Origin of the sequence: Streptomyces colwelliae, assembly GCF_048158785.1 — a bacterium.
Lineage (GTDB): Bacteria > Actinomycetota > Actinomycetes > Streptomycetales > Streptomycetaceae > Streptomyces.
Genome location: NZ_JBLTJC010000269.1, coordinates 1 through 14429, shown reverse-complemented (window position 1 = coordinate 14429; position 14429 = coordinate 1). Strand labels below are relative to the sequence as shown.

General features: G+C 67.7%; 15 protein-coding genes and 1 tRNA gene. 9 read left to right on the top strand and 7 right to left on the bottom strand.

The window, feature by feature from the left end; genetic code table 11:
* Together ACNFOC_RS38230 and ACNFOC_RS38225 are read right to left on the bottom strand one after the other, a co-directional pair.
* The coding region (locus tag ACNFOC_RS38230) for a serine/threonine-protein kinase (protein WP_416963615.1) at positions 1–1091 on the bottom strand (1091 nt) is incomplete at its 3' end.
* Between the two features lie 191 nt (positions 1092–1282).
* A complete protein-coding gene (locus ACNFOC_RS38225; protein WP_019055167.1) occupies positions 1283–1831 on the bottom strand; it encodes a helix-turn-helix domain-containing protein in 549 nt (182 codons plus the stop codon).
* 180 nt (positions 1832–2011) lie between these two features.
* On the opposite strand from ACNFOC_RS38225, the gene ACNFOC_RS38220 reads away from it, so the two are divergent.
* Positions 2012–2084 (top strand) — tRNA-Ala (locus ACNFOC_RS38220).
* A 426-nt stretch (positions 2085–2510) separates the two neighbouring features.
* Here ACNFOC_RS38220 and ACNFOC_RS38215 read toward each other — a convergent pair.
* Positions 2511–3212 (bottom strand): DUF5324 family protein, encoded by a 702-nt coding sequence (locus tag ACNFOC_RS38215; RefSeq protein ID WP_416963614.1) that lies wholly within the window; start codon positions 3210–3212, stop codon positions 2511–2513.
* Positions 3213–3532: 320 nt separating this feature from the next.
* Between ACNFOC_RS38215 and ACNFOC_RS38210 the strand changes: the two genes are divergently transcribed.
* Positions 3533–4060, top strand: coding sequence for a peptidylprolyl isomerase (locus ACNFOC_RS38210; RefSeq protein ID WP_416963613.1), 528 nt, complete (start codon positions 3533–3535; stop codon positions 4058–4060).
* An 85-nt stretch (positions 4061–4145) separates the two neighbouring features.
* Positions 4146–5054, top strand: coding sequence for a rhomboid family intramembrane serine protease (locus tag ACNFOC_RS38205; RefSeq protein ID WP_416963612.1), 909 nt, complete (start codon positions 4146–4148; stop codon positions 5052–5054).
* 295 nt (positions 5055–5349) lie between these two features.
* Here the strand turns inward: ACNFOC_RS38205 and crgA are convergent, their stop codons facing one another.
* The gene (gene crgA / locus ACNFOC_RS38200; RefSeq protein ID WP_019073554.1) at positions 5350–5604 is read right to left on the bottom strand and encodes a cell division protein CrgA; all 255 of its coding nucleotides are present in this window, start codon (positions 5602–5604) and stop codon (positions 5350–5352) included.
* 142 nt (positions 5605–5746) lie between these two features.
* Between crgA and ACNFOC_RS38195 the strand changes: the two genes are divergently transcribed.
* Genes ACNFOC_RS38195 through ACNFOC_RS38170 form a run of 6 tightly spaced genes read left to right on the top strand, consistent with a single transcriptional unit; the run spans position 5747 to position 9960 of the window.
* Positions 5747–6526, top strand: a complete 780-nt coding sequence (locus tag ACNFOC_RS38195) for a DUF881 domain-containing protein (RefSeq protein WP_416963611.1) — start codon at positions 5747–5749, stop codon at positions 6524–6526.
* A 36-nt stretch (positions 6527–6562) separates the two neighbouring features.
* Positions 6563–7252 carry a class E sortase gene (locus tag ACNFOC_RS38190; RefSeq protein WP_416963610.1) on the top strand — a complete coding sequence of 230 codons (690 nt, stop codon included), beginning with the start codon at positions 6563–6565 and terminating at the stop codon, positions 7250–7252.
* A 4-nt stretch (positions 7253–7256) separates the two neighbouring features.
* The gene (locus ACNFOC_RS38185) at positions 7257–7466 is read left to right on the top strand and encodes a hypothetical protein (RefSeq protein WP_329253767.1); all 210 of its coding nucleotides are present in this window, start codon (positions 7257–7259) and stop codon (positions 7464–7466) included.
* The gene (locus ACNFOC_RS38180) at positions 7463–8101 is read left to right on the top strand and encodes an aminodeoxychorismate/anthranilate synthase component II (RefSeq protein ID WP_390167080.1); all 639 of its coding nucleotides are present in this window, start codon (positions 7463–7465) and stop codon (positions 8099–8101) included. Before ACNFOC_RS38185 ends, ACNFOC_RS38180 begins: the two co-directional genes overlap by 4 nt.
* On the top strand, positions 8098–9198 hold the full coding sequence (locus ACNFOC_RS38175) for a class E sortase (protein ID WP_416963609.1): 1101 nt from the start codon (positions 8098–8100) through the stop codon (positions 9196–9198). Before ACNFOC_RS38180 ends, ACNFOC_RS38175 begins: the two co-directional genes overlap by 4 nt.
* A 6-nt stretch (positions 9199–9204) precedes the next feature.
* The gene (locus ACNFOC_RS38170) at positions 9205–9960 is read left to right on the top strand and encodes a class E sortase (RefSeq protein WP_416963608.1); all 756 of its coding nucleotides are present in this window, start codon (positions 9205–9207) and stop codon (positions 9958–9960) included.
* An 82-nt stretch (positions 9961–10042) separates the two neighbouring features.
* Here the strand turns inward: ACNFOC_RS38170 and ACNFOC_RS38165 are convergent, their stop codons facing one another.
* The 3 genes from ACNFOC_RS38165 to ACNFOC_RS38155 all read right to left on the bottom strand — a co-directional run bounded on the left by ACNFOC_RS38165 (position 10043) and on the right by ACNFOC_RS38155 (position 14364).
* Complete coding sequence (locus ACNFOC_RS38165) at positions 10043–10546, bottom strand: hypothetical protein (protein ID WP_416963607.1); 504 nt, start codon at positions 10544–10546, stop codon at positions 10043–10045.
* A 144-nt stretch (positions 10547–10690) separates the two neighbouring features.
* Positions 10691–12706, bottom strand: coding sequence for a Stk1 family PASTA domain-containing Ser/Thr kinase (pknB, locus tag ACNFOC_RS38160; protein WP_416963606.1), 2016 nt, complete (start codon positions 12704–12706; stop codon positions 10691–10693).
* A gap of 170 nt (positions 12707–12876) precedes the next feature.
* The gene (locus ACNFOC_RS38155) at positions 12877–14364 is read right to left on the bottom strand and encodes a peptidoglycan D,D-transpeptidase FtsI family protein (RefSeq protein WP_416963605.1); all 1488 of its coding nucleotides are present in this window, start codon (positions 14362–14364) and stop codon (positions 12877–12879) included.
* Between the last annotated feature and the right edge of the window lie 65 nt (positions 14365–14429).

The window sequence follows — 14429 nt, the reverse complement described above, 5'->3', positions numbered from 1 at the left end:
GGATGTGGGGTGGGAGTCGGGTTCGGCTGGGAGACGATGCCCTGCCGCGGATCCACGGGTACGGAGTCCGTGCCGGGCCAGGCAGAGTCGAGACCCTCGCCGCTGACATTCCCGACACCGCCGACACCGGCGCCCGGGTCGTTCTCGGGTTCGGGAGACCCGGTCGACGAGGGAGTCGTCGTCGACCCCGTGTCCACCCCGGAAGCCCGCTTCAGCGGACCCTCGGGCGCGAAATCCGAAGGAAGCGGCCCGATCTGGTCGAAGATCTCGATCAACTCGTCGTCGGGGCCGGGCTCGGGCAACAGCTCCGCGGCCGCCGCGAGCGCCTTGCGCGCCCCCGTGGCCGTCCGGAAGCGGGCCTGCGGATCGGGCTGAAGCAGCATCGCCACGACCTGCCACAGCGGCTCCGGAATGCCCTTGGGTGCCCCCGGGGTCCCATGCTCCGCGAAGTACTGCACAAGCGCCTTGGCGTCCGGCTTGGCCCCCTCCAACAGATACAGAGCCACCAGCCCTACGGCGAACAGGTCGGCGGGGAAGTCCGGTTCCGCGCCCATCATCTGCTCGGGCGCGAGGTAACCCGGCGTCCCCACCACGAGGTTGGTCTCCGTCAGACGAGCCTCGCCCAGCCGCATCGCGATGCCGAAGTCGGACAGGCGCAGGCGGGGACGGGCCGTGCCGGTGGCTTCGAGGAGCAGGTTGGCGGGCTTGATGTCGCGGTGCACGACACCTTCCGCGTGCACCGCGGCGAGACCGGAGAGGAGCTGGTCGAGCAGCGTGCAGACGAAGGCGGGGGGCAGGGGGCCGTAGTCCCCGATGAGATGGACGAGCGAGCCACCGGCCACCAGATCCATGGTGAACAGGACCTTGTCGTCGTCGGCGGCCCAGCTGGCCGGTGCGAGCACATGGGGGTGGTCGATCCGCAGCGCCTGTTCCCGGACGAAGCGCAGGAGCGAGTGCGCGTCGCTCTGCTGGAGGACCTTGGCGGCCACATAGCGGCGACGCCGGTGGTCCCAGGCGCGCCAGACCGCGCCGACACCGCCGCGCCCGATCGGGTCGACCAGTTCGTACCGGCCGGCGAAGACCTCACCCATGGCTGTGCGTCGCTCCTCCCCCTTCGGCTACCCCCGTTGCTTCCCCCGAGACGAGCGGTACGACTCCCTCTTGTGGCACTTCCTCGTGGCTGTTCCGCACGTGCTGCCGGTGAGTGACACGACCCCCTCGTGCCCCTCGCCGGCCGCGTGCCCGGCTGCCGAACCCCCGATCGGCGGCCGGGCCGTGGGGCTCAGCTCTGGTGGGACTGGTAGTGCGCGACCGCGTCCGACGTGCGGCCGGCGCCGTACACCCGGAGGAACTCTGCCAGTTCGGGGTGGGTCGGGGCGAGGGTGTCCGCCGCGTCGATGATGTCGCCCGCGGCGGCCACCGAGCGCAGCAGCGACTGGATCTCGCGGACCACCCGTTTGACCGTGGGCGCTCCCGAACTGCTCGTCGTGGTCGTGGTGTTGCTGAGCACCGAGCCCCCCTGGGACTTCTTGATCTCGTCCATGCGCTCGGTCGCCTCGGCCGCGCTCACGCTGCCGTCCGCGACCTGTCCCGCCAGGTCCTGCAACAACTGCACCCGCTGGACCACCGCGGGATTGCCGATCTTCGCCCGCTGACCGCTCATCAGCTGGGACAACATCGGCGCGGACAGTCCCAACACCCCTGCCAGACGAGCCTGGTTGAGCCCAAGATCGTCGATGAGCTTACGGAAGAGCGCCCCCAAAGGCTCCCCGTACCAATTCCGCTGCAGCTCCCGCGCTCTGGCGGTGGCTTCCTGCTGTGCGGCGTCCATTGCGTCTCCCCATCGCTTCCCCAAAACCGTGGTTCGCTCTAGCGAACCACGCCGAGCATCTTACGGAGAGTGGTCGTTCACCGGGACCCCCAACTTTTTGCGAGATACCGGGGGTGACCCGGTACGCTGGTCTCCGAAGCCCGCCGGTGTGTGGTTCTGCCGGTCGGACGCTTCTCTAGCGGGGCCTTAGCTCAGTTGGTAGAGCGCTGTCTTTGCATGGCAGATGTCAGGGGTTCGACTCCCCTAGGCTCCACATCCCGCACCGGCCGGTCGCCCTCAGTGGCGTCCGGCCGGTGTTTCTTTGTGCCCGGGAGGTGACGTGCGTCACCTGAAGGGCCACTCTTCGTTGCAGTTATTTGCGCAAATATCGGTGCCGGGTGGAGATCGCGGGGTGCCGCACCGGTCGTCGGCATGATGTGCGGATGGTGTGCCCGCGTGTGCGGGAGGTGTGTGAGCTGGTGCGAATGCGGACGTGTAATCAGGGGTGTGCGGTCCGTTAAGGGGGTCTGTGCGCTGCTTGTGCACCTGGGCCGTTGCAAACGTCATCGCGGCAACTTGCGTAAATCAAGAAATCAGGGGCGTTCGCCTGGGCCCGGGACTGTTCCACGTGAAACATCGCCGTGGGGCAGGAGACCCTCAAGTCTCCTGCCCCACGGCGATGTTGAAAGTGCGTCGGACGTCAGCGCTGTTCGTCGTTCTCGGCGGCCTCGTCCTCGGCCTGCTTGGCCTCGACCTCGGGGTCGAGTACGGCCTGGGGGCTGCCGTCCACCGAGGTGAGGCGTCCCGACTCGGGTACCTCGGTCGCGGCGGGCGGCTCGACCAGCCAGTCGGGGTTGGCCTGCTTGTCCCACCACTTCCAGGCGGCGAAAGCACCGCCCGCCAGGATGCCCAGAACCGCCAGCCCTTTCGCGAGCCGGCCGGCCCTCGCGCGCCGCTCGTGCTTGCGGACCAGCTTCTGGATCTCCTTGGGCGAGACCTGGCCGCGCAGCGCGGCGAACGCGGCCGCACCGCGCGCGGCGGCCTCGTCCTTGACCGGGCCTGCGGCGGCGACCGCCTGCTCGATCCTCGGCCGTGAGTACTCGGCGGCCTGCTGGGCGGCCTTGCGGGTACGGACGGCGGCCTCCTGGGCGGCCTGGTCGACCTTCGGCGGCACATGAGTGCGGGCCTGCTCCAGGCGCGGCACGACGTGGGCGTCGTACTGGACGCGGGCCTGGTCTGCGGCCAGCGACACCTTGGGCGCGAGTCGTACGCGTGCCTCATGGGCGTAGTACGAGGCCTTGTCCTTGGCCGTGTCGGCGTAGGGCGCCACCACTTCCGCGGCGTGCAGCACGCTGTCCTTCGCCGAACCGGTCGCGGAGCGCACGCTGTCGATGCGGGTCACGGGGTTCCTCCTCCTCGGTGGCGGTACGGTATTTCGTCTATCCGCCCATTTACGGATCATGCCTGCCAACGGAACACGGGGCATGTAGAGGGCGGGCATCCGGGTCACGATCACGTGCAATACCGGATGAATACGAGGGAACGGGAGCTTGTCGTCGACAATGCCACGGATCCCCGTGCCGTGCCCCTGTCCCGGAGCCACTCGGCCGGTTTTATGCAAGCGGTTCGTGTGGATAAGCCCCGGGAGAACGCTGTCGGGCGACGCGGCGCGACGAGCGTGCGAGGATCTGGGAGTCACAGGAAGACAACGGAAGGCAGATCGTGGCTGAGCAGCTCTACGCCACCCTGAAGACCAGCCTCGGCGACATCGAAGTCCGGCTTCTGCCGAACCACGCGCCCAAGACGGTCCAGAACTTCGTCGAGCTCGCCAAGGGGGAGCGTGAGTGGACGAACCCCACCACCGGTGAGAAGTCCACGGACAAGCTCTACGACGGCACGGTCTTCCACCGCGTGATCAGCGGCTTCATGATCCAGGGCGGCGACCCGCTGGGCAACGGCACCGGTGGCCCGGGCTACCAGTTCGAGGACGAGTTCCACCCGGACCTGCGCTTCGACAAGCCCTATCTGCTGGCCATGGCCAATGCCGGGCCGGGCACCAACGGCTCGCAGTTCTTCGTCACCGTCTCCCCGACGGCCTGGCTGACCCGCAAGCACACCATCTTCGGTGAGATCACCGACGCGGCGAGCCAGAAGGTCGTGGACGCCATCGCGTCCACCAAGACCAACCCGCGCACCGACCGCCCGGACGAGGACGTCGTCATCGAGTCGGTCGTCGTCGAGACCCGCTAGGACTTACCGCCGGGAACCAAACGCCCCGCTCGTCCGTAAGGATGGGCGGGGCGGTGCATTGCGTACGAAGGATTGAGGGGACCCCATGGACCAGGCGCCAGGCAGCCCGCAGGGCCCGGAGGAACAGCGGCCCCAGGATGCCCAGAGTCTGCCGGTCTGCTACCGGCACCCGGACCGTGAGACCGGCGTCCGCTGCACCCGCTGCGAGCGCCCGATCTGCCCCGAGTGCATGGTGAGCGCCTCCGTCGGTTTCCAGTGCCCCGAGTGCGTCCGCGGCGGCTCCGGTACGGGGCACGCCCCGACCGCGGCCCAGCCCCGCACGATCGCCGGCGGCGCGGTGGCGGCGGATCCGCGGCTCCTCACCAAGATCCTGATCGGCATCAACGTGGCGGTGTTCATCGCCGTCCAGGTGCGCCCCTCGCTCCTCGACCACCTCGTCCTGGTCGGCGAGTGGCCGCCAGCGCCTTACCAGGCCACGTCGGGCGTTGCCGAAGGCGAGTGGTACCGCCTGGTGACCGCGATGTTCGCGCACCAGGCCGTGTGGCACATCGGCTTCAACATGCTGAGTCTGTGGTGGCTCGGCGGCCCCCTGGAAGCTGCGCTCGGCCGGGTCCGGTATCTCGCGCTCTACTTCGTCTCCGGCCTCGCGGGCAGCGCGCTGACGTATCTGCTGGCCTCGCCGTTCGAGTCCTCGCTCGGTGCCTCCGGCGCCATCTTCGGCCTTTTCGGCGCGACCGCCGTGCTGATGCGCCGGCTCAGGTACGACATGCGACCGATCATCGCCCTGCTGGTGATCAACATGATCTTCACCTTCGGCTGGGGCAACATCGCCTGGCAGGCCCACATCGGCGGCCTCGTCGCCGGTGTGATCACCGGGTACGCGATGGTGCACGCCCCGCGTGAGCGGCGGGCCCTGATCCAGTACGGGACGTGTGCCGTCGTACTCGTGATCGTCGTGGTGTTGACGCTGATCAGGACGGCTCAGCTCAGCTGATATCAAACCGTTGTCCACAGTGCGTGGCGGATCTTGTGCATACCGTGCGGGAACAGCTGTGCCCCCTGTCGCTGACCCGTGTTTATGCAGGTCAGGCAGGGGGCGAACAGGCTTGCGGTTGCCGGTGTGTCAGTCACACCAGCGTCAACACCCAGTGGGTTATCCACAGATCGTCGTTCTTTTTCCCCAGGCCCGCTGTGGATACTTCTCTGGCCTGTGGATAACTCAGCGGAAAGTCGTGGGCAGAGCTGCGTTCACCGAGCGGTGGCCGCAGCTTCGACCGCTGCTTGTGCCGCTACTTCCACTGCGTGGAGACGCCGAACCCGGCGGCGATGAAGCCGAAGCCCACCACGATGTTCCAGTTGTCCAGGCTGTCGATGGGCATGGAGCCGTCGGTGACGTAGAAGACGACGATCCAGGCCAGCCCGATCACGAACATGGCCAGCATGACCGGTGCGACCCAGGCACGGCTGTTCAACTTGATGGCGGTCGCCGTCTTCGCCGGCGGCGGCGTGTAGTCGGCCTTCTTGCGGATACGTGACTTCGGCACGAGGGTCTCTCCTGTCGATGCGCTGCGTGGCCGCGCAGGGAACTGGGGCGGGCTCCGGGGCAGCGTACAAGGGGACACTGAGTGCTCCCCCGGGCGTCCGTTAGCGTAGTGCTTCCGCGGCGCCGAAGGAGATAAGGGTACGTTGAGCAATTCTGCCGACTCCCCCGGGACGGGTACCAGTCCTGCCGGTATCCGCCGTTTCCGTCCCGTGCGGATTCTCACGGTGGCCGTCTTCGCCCTCGCGGGGCTCATCTTCTTCACCAGTTTCAACACGGCCAAGGGCACCAACATCCGCACGGACGCCTCCCTGCTCAAGCTGTCCGACCTGATCCAGACCCGCAGCCAGAAGAACGGCCGGCTGAACGACGCCAACGGAGTCCTGCGCGACGAGGTCGACTCCCTCCGCGAGGAGGACGACACCAGCACGGGCGCCGACGACGAGAAGCTCACCGAACTGGAGCGGACCGCGGGCGCGCAGAACCTCAAGGGCAAGGCCGTCACCGTCACCCTGAACGACGCCCCGCCCAACGCCACCGCCAAGCTCCCCGGCTACCCCGAGCCGCAGCCCGACTACCTGGTCATCCACCAGCAGGACCTCCAGGCCGTGGTGAACGCCCTCTGGCAGGGCGGCGCCAAGGGCATCAAGGTCATGGACCAGCGGCTGATCTCGACCAGCGCCGTGCGCTGCGTGGGCAACACCCTGATCCTCCAGGGCCGGGTCTACTCACCGCCGTACAAGATCACGGCGGTCGGGGACCCGGGGAAGTTGCAGGCGGCGCTGACGGCGTCCAAGGCGATCCAGAACTACAAGGTGTACGTCGACGTCTACGGGCTCGGCTGGAAAGTGACCGACGACGGGACGGTGACTCTTCCCGGGTACTCGGGCACAGTGGATCTGCACTACGCGAAGCCAGTGGAGTAGAAGCCAGTGGAGTAAGCGGCCGTACGGGAGCTGCCGGTGCGCGTGATCGTCAGGAGCGTCAGCGAACTCTGCATCACCGTGGGCACCCTGATCGTCCTCTTCGTGGTCTACGTGCTGTTCTGGACCGGTGTGAAGGCCGACCGCACGATGAGCGACCAGATCGACCAGTTACAGAACCAGTGGTCGCAGCAGACCGCGCGCCCGAAGGCGTCCGCAGCACCATCGCCCGCCGCTCCGGCGAAACCGGCCGCCTACAAGGACGGCAAGCCTTTCGCGATCATGTACATCCCGCGGCTTGGTTTCACGTGGAACAAGCCCGTCCTTGAGGACACCGACGTGAGCACCCTCAAGAAGGGGCTCGGTCACTACGCCGGCACCGCGCGGCTGGGGCAGGTCGGCAACTTCGCCGTGGCGGGGCACCGGAGGACGTACGGCGACCCCTTCGTGAACTTTCCGGAGCTGCGCGCGGGTGACGCGGTGGTGCTGACGGACGGGACCACCTGGTTCACGTATCGGATCGACAAAGGGCCTTACAAAACAGTGCCCACCGACATTGAGGTGATCGATCCTGTGCCACGTAAGTCCGGGTACACGGCTTCGGGCCGCTATCTCACGCTGACCACGTGCGATCCGGAGTGGGGGCACAGCCACCGGCTGATCGTCTGGGCCCATCTCGACTCCACACAGCCTGTGGAGGCCGGGAGACCAGCCGCGCTGCGCCGTTAGTCTGGTGACGTACGGCGTGAGTCTGGTGCCGTGGCGCGACGGAAGGGACGGCATGTACGGCTGGATCTGGCGGCATCTGCCGGGGAACGCGTGGGTGAGGGCGCTGATTTCGCTCGTGCTGGCCCTGGCCGTGGTCTACATCCTGTTCCAGTACGTCTTCCCGTGGGCCGAACCGCTGCTGCCCTTCAACGATGTGACGGTGGACAACCAGTGAGCGCACGGATTCTCGTCGTCGACAACTACGACAGCTTCGTCTTCAACCTGGTCCAGTACCTGTACCAGCTGGGCGCCGAGTGCGAGGTGCTGCGCAACGACGAGGTCTCGACGGCGCACGCCCAGGACGGCTTCGACGGCGTCCTCCTCTCGCCCGGCCCCGGCACCCCCGAGGAAGCCGGCGTCTGCATCGAGATGGTGCGGCACTGCGCCTCGACCGGGGTACCCGTCTTCGGCGTCTGCCTCGGCATGCAGTCGATGCAGGTGGCCTACGGCGGTGTCGTGGACCGCGCCCCCGAGCTGCTGCACGGCAAGACCTCGCTCGTCGAGCACGAGGGCAAGGGCGTCTTCGCCGGGCTGCCCTCGCCCTTCACGGCGACCCGCTACCACTCGCTGGCGGCCGAGCCGGAGACGGTCCCGGCCGAACTGGAAGTCACCGCCCGGACGCACGACGGCATCATCATGGGCCTGCGCCACCGCGAACTGCCCGTCGAGGGCGTCCAGTTCCACCCGGAGTCGGTGCTCACCGAGCACGGGCACCGGATGCTGGCCAACTGGCTGGTGGAGTGCGGCGACCAGGGTGCCGTGGCGAGGTCGGCGGGGCTCGCCCCGGTGGTGGGCAGGGCCACGGCGTGACCGCGCTGCGCCCCGAGCGCGAGTCCGAGGCCGCGTACGGGGAGCAGTCGTACGCGGAACCGTCGTACGGGGAACAGGGCGGGTTCGACCAGTGGCACGGCGCGCAGGCGCAGGGTGCGCCCGGGGTGCCGTACGGTCCGATCGACGAAGAGACCGTCGCGCTGCGGCTGGCGGACCTCTCGCCGGAGCGGACGGGCCACGGCCGGTCCATATCGGCGTCTGACGCCTCATCCGCCTCCTCCGCCACAGGAACCCCCACAGGCGGGCGTGCGGCCCGGAGAAAGGCCGCCAAGGGGCGCCACGGGCGTCATGGGGCGGGTGGGGCGGCGGAGGAGACCACTGAGGCCCCGGAATCCGGTGCCGGCGCGCGTGCCGGCGCTCCCCTCTCGCGGGTCGAGGCGCGGCGGCGGCAGCGGGCGACCAAGCCGGGTGCCGCGGTCGTCGCGAGCCGGGCGATCGGCGAGGTGTTCATCACCACCGGCGTGCTGATGCTGCTGTTCGTCACCTACCAGTTGTGGTGGACGAACGTACGGGCGCACGCGCAGGCCGGCAGCGAGGCGAGTCAGCTCCAGAACGACTGGGCGAGCGGGAAGCGCGCTCCGGGAGAGTTCTCCCCGGGGCAGGGCTTCGCCATCCTGCACATCCCCAAGCTGGACGTGGTGGCGCCGATCGCCGAGGGCGTCAGCAACAAGAAGGTGCTCGACAAGGGGATGGTCGGGCACTACAGCGAGGGTGCCCTCAAGACCGCTATGCCGGACGCGAAGACCGGCAACTTCGCGCTCGCCGCCCACCGCAACACCCATGGCGAACCGTTCCGGTACATCAACCAGCTCAAGCCGGGTGACGAGGTCGTGGTGGAGACCCAGTCCACCTACTACGTCTACAAGATGACGAAGACGCTGCCTGTGACGGCGCCGAGCAACACCAGTGTCATCGACCCCATCCCCAAGGGCTCGGGCTTCACCCAGCCCGGCCGCTACATCACGCTGACGACCTGTACGCCGGAGTTCACCAGTAAGTACCGGCTGATCGTCTGGGGCAAGATGGTCGAGGAACGGCCGCGCAGCAAGGGCAAGCCGGATGCGCTCATCGAGTAGGGGCAGATGAACGTGGCAGCGACCACCGACGACACCGACGAGCAGACCGACACGCCCGCGTCCCCACCGGACCGCCCCCGCGGCACCGGCCCGGTCGCGACGGCGGTCAGCGTCTTCGGTGAACTCCTCATCACGGCGGGCCTGATCCTCGGCCTGTTCGTCGTCTACTCCCTGTGGTGGACGAACGTCGTCGCCGACCGCACGGCCGACAAGCAGGGCGACAAGGTCCGCGACAACTGGTCCAAGGACAAGGACACCGGACCCGGCGCACTCGACACCAAGGACGGCATCGGCTTCCTGCACGTGCCCGCGATGAAGAACGGCGAGGTGCTGGTCGAGAAGGGCACCGAGACGAGCGTCCTGAACGACGGCGTCGCCGGCTACTACACGGACCCGGTCAAGGCCACCCTCCCGACCACCGGCAAGACCGGCAACTTCGCCCTCGCCGCCCACCGCGACGGCCACGGCGCCAAGTTCCACAACATCGACAAGCTCAAGAAGGGCGACCCGATCGTCTTCGAGACGAAGGACGACTGGTACGTCTACAAGGTCTACGACATCCTTCCCGAGACCTCGAAGTACAACGTCAAGACCCTCGCCCAGATCCCCGCGGAGTCCGGCAAGAAGAAGGCCGGCCACTACATCACCCTGACGACCTGCACGCCGGTGTACACGTCCCGGTACCGGTACGTGGTGTGGGGCGAGCTGGTCCGCGTCGACAAGGTGGACAGCGCGCGGACACCGCCGAAGGAGCTTCGCTGACGGCGGGGTCGTAGCGCACCGTACGTACGAAAGAGCCCCGGCGCCCTTCTCAGGGTGCCGGGGCTCTGACATTGGACCGAGGTCAGCAGTGCACAGGGCCGTACTGATTTCCGGCAACCACGCCGTTGTGCGTGCGAGAACCGGACACGAGAACGCAGTGGCCCCCTCCGGGGACTGACACCGGCCCCGCGTAGGACGCGTAGCTTCCGGCGTTGGCCTTGGTGATGATCGCCCCACCGACGCAGCTGCTGAGGGTGGTTCCCGAACACTCCGAGATGCTCGCCATGGTCGTCTCGGAGGTTCCGGAGCCGCCGGCGGCGGTGACCACCGTCACTGCGCAGTTCTTGTCTGTCGAAGAGTCGAAGTACAGGTGGATCGTGGCGTACTGGGTTCCTCCCGAGGTCTTCACCGGATAGGTGTCGATCTCCGATCCGGCACAGCCGTAGGCGGCGGCGCTCGCCGCGGGCGCGAATACAACGCCGGACGCGACGATGACGGCGGTTGCCGCGAGTGCTCCGAGTACCTTGCGCGTGATTCTCCTCCTGGTTGGGCTGTGATCGGCTGGAGACCATGCGGGAAAGATCATTTAGTGCCAGCGGTTTTTCGACCAACATCTTTGAGCCGCAGGGGAGTTGGGCCGCATCGGTTGTCGACTGGGCCTGGTGGCGCCGGACGCGAAAGAGCCCCCGGCGTGCTTTCCGGACGCCGGGGGCTCTTTCGACAGGAGCAGTTACTCCTCGGTGCGGTACGCGGTTCCCGTGACACCGCCGAAGAAGCTGGTGCCGCCGTTGTTGTTCCCGCCGTTGTTGTTGCCGGTGCCCACGGTGGTGAGGGTGATCGTCGTGTTGCCCGGGTCGACCGTGTTGCCCGCGCCCGGGTCGATCCCGGTCACGATCGCGTTGTCGCTCTGATCGCTGCCGTCGGCGAACTGGATGTTGTTGAAGCCGTTCTGCTGCAGGATCTGCTTGGCGTTCTTCACTGTCTGGGTGACGACGTTCGGGACCTGGACCTGCGTCGACTTCCCGATCTGGATGTTGACCGACGAGTTCTTGTCGACCTGGGTGTTGGCCTGCGGGTCGGTCGAGACGACCTTGCCGACGAGGTTGGCGTCGTCGGTGTCCACCTCGGTGCAGTTCCCGACGAGGTTGTTGGCGGTCATCTGCGCCTTGGCCTCGTCACAGGTCTTGCCGCTGACGTCCGGGACCGTGGACTTCTCCTCGGCCTTGGCGACGGTCAGGGTGATGGTGGTGCCCTTCTGCACCTCCGCGCCGAGCGCCGGGTTCTGCTCCAGCACGGTTCCCGGGTCCTCCCCGGACACCTTCTGCTTGGTCTTCACGACGAACTTGTACTTGTCGCCCTCAAGCGTCGTGGTGGCGGCGTCGACGTCCTGGCCGACGACACTCGGTACGACGACCTTCGGGGCCCCGGTCGAGACGACCAGGTTGACGGTGTCGCCCTTCTTGACGTCGGCGCCCACCCCCGGGTCCTGCGAGCAGACGCTGCCCTTCGGCGCGTTCTCGCAGGCCTTGCGGGTGGGCTCGGCCAGCTTCAGGCCGGAGTTGACGGCCATGGTCTGCGCGGTGGCGTAGGTCTGGCCGACGAAGTTCGGAGCCGCGAACGGTTTGTCCGCACCGCCGTTCCCGCTGAACGCCCACTTCCCGATCAGGATCGCGCCCACCAGCACCAGGACCGCCGCCACGACCAGCAGGATCGTCGAGGTGTTCGTCTTCTTCTTCTGCTGGCGGCGCCGGTCGGGGCGGTCGTCGTAGCCGAAGCCGCCGTCGTCCGGGTTCATGGGCGGCAGCATCGTCGTGGCGCCGGCGTCGGAACGCAGGGCCGTCGTCGGCTGGTCGTCGCCGTAGCCGCCGTAGCCGACCGAACCCATCGCCGCCGTCGCCGCGACCGGCTGGCCGTCGAGGCAGGCCTCGATGTCGATGCGCATGTCGTCGGCGGACTGGTAACGGTAGTTGGGGTCCTTGACCAGGGCCCGCAGGACGATCGCGTCCATCTCGGGCGTGATCTCGGGGTCGAAGACGGACGGCGGCTGCGGCTCCTCGCGTACGTGCTGGTACGCGACCGCGACCGGGGAGTCGCCCACGAAGGGCGGCCGTACGGTCAGGAGTTCGTAGAGGAGGCAGCCCGTCGAGTAGAGGTCCGAGCGGGCGTCGACCTGCTCGCCCTTGGCCTGCTCCGGGGAGAGGTACTGGGCGGTGCCGATCACCGCGGACGTCTGGGTCATCGTCATGCCGGAGTCGCCCATGGCGCGGGCGATGCCGAAGTCCATCACCTTGACCTGGCCGGTGCGCGTCAGCATGACGTTGGCCGGCTTGATGTCGCGGTGGACGATTCCGTTGCGGTGCGAGTACTCCAGGGCCTGGAGGATGCCGATGGTCATCTCCATCGAGCGCTCCGGCAGCAGCTTGCGGCCGCTGTGGAGCAGCTCACGGAGTGTCGAGCCGTCGACGTACTCCATGACGATGTACGGGATCGAGACCCCGTCGACGTAATCCTCGCCCGTGTCGTAGACCGCGACGATCGCGGGATGGTTGAGCGAGGCGGCCGACTGGGCCTCCCGGCGGAACCGGGCCTGGAAGGAAGGGTCGCGCGCAAGGTCGACGCGCAGCGTCTTCACCGCCACCGTGCGGCCGAGGCGTGTGTCATGGGCGAGGTAGACCTCCGCCATGCCACCACGGCCGAGCACCTGGCCCAGCTCGTACCGGCCGCCGAGGCGACGCGGCTCTTCCATAGTTCCCTACCAGCCCTCTCCGTCGGTCCCGACCCGCACGGGTGTGCGGTCGGAGGCTAGCCGTCCGGGCCTACCGTACCCGGCTGGCTTTGTGTGACCTGGCCAAGCCCGTCACCCGATACAGGACCGGTATCGCAACGTGCACCGATGTGAAGGGGACGTGAGCGGAGTCACTTCTTGCTGTCGATGACCGCCTCCATGACGTTCTTCGCGATCGGGGCCGCGAGACCGCCGCCGGAGATGTCGTCACGGTTGGCGCTGGAATCCTCGATGACCACGGCCACGGCGACCGGCGAACTGCCGTCGGGGAGCTTGGCGTACGAGACGAACCAGGCGTACGGGTTCTCGCTGTTGGCGACACCGTGCTGCGCGGTGCCGGTCTTGCCGCCGACGGTGACGCCGCTGATCTTCGCGTTCGTGCCGGTGCCCTTGTCGACGACCGTCTCCATCATCGACTGAAGGACCTGCGCGTTCTTCGAGGAGAGCGGCTGGCTCATCTCCTCCGGCTCGGTCTGCGCGATGGTGTCGAGGTTCGACGACTGGAGCTTGTCGACCATGTACGGCTTCATCAGCTTGCCGTCGTTGGCGACCGCGGAGGCGACCATGGCCATCTGAAGCGGGGTCGCGGCGGTGTTGTACTGGCCGATCGAGGACAGCGCGGTCTGCGAGGAGTTCATGTTGTCGGAGAAGACCGAGGCGCTGGAGCGGATCGGGGTGAACTGCTCGGAGTCGAATCCGAACTTCTTCGCCTCGGCCAGCATCTTGTCGTTGCCGAGGTCCGAGCCGATCTTGCCGAAGACGGTGTTGCAGGAGTACTGGAGCGCGACGCGCATGGTCGCGTTCTTGCAGGGGATGCTGCCCTCGTTCTTCAGCTCGGTCGTGGTGCCCTTCATGATGTAGGGCAGCGGCGAGTCGGTCGCCGAGTCGGCGGACGAGTACAGGTTGTTCTCCAGGGCGGCGGCCGCGGTGACCACCTTGAAGGTCGAGCCCGGCGGGTAGGTCTCGCGCAGCGCCCGGTTGAGCATCGGGTCGTTCGGGTCGTACTTCTTCTGGAGCTTCTGCCAGGCCTTGGAGTCCGTGGAGGTGGAGTTCCCGGCGAACGACGAGGGGTCGTACGACGGGTAGGACGCCAGCGCCAGGATCTTGCCGGTGGACGGGTCGAGGGCGACGACCGCGCCCTTGCCGCCCTGCTTCGTCAGACCGCTCCACGCGGCCTTCTGCGCGGCCTGGTTGAGGGTGGTGACGACGTTGCCGCCCGACTTCGCCTTGCCCGTGATCATGTCCAGGGTGTTGCGGAAGAAGAGCCGGTCGTCGGTGCCGGAGAGGATGCCGTCCTCGATGGACTCCAGCTGGTTGGCGCCGAAGGCCTGCGAGGCGTATCCGGTGACCGGCGCCCACATCGCGCCGTTCTTGTAGGTGCGCTTGTACTTCAGGTCGTTCAGCCCGGAGGTGCTGGTCTCGGTGGAACCGGTGATCGGGTTGCCGTCGACGATGATGTCGCCGCGCGGGGTCGCGTAGCGGGCGATCGTGACGCGGCGGTTGTTGTCGTCCGTCTTGAGGCTGTCGGCCTTGACGTACTGGAGCCAGTTGTCGCGCAGCAGCAGGGTGAGGACCAGGAGGCCGCAGAAGAGCGCGATCCGGCGCAGGGGCTTGTTCATGACGGGCGGACCACCTGGGTCATCTCGGCGTCGGGGCTGGGGGCCGGCGCCGAGATGACCCAGGT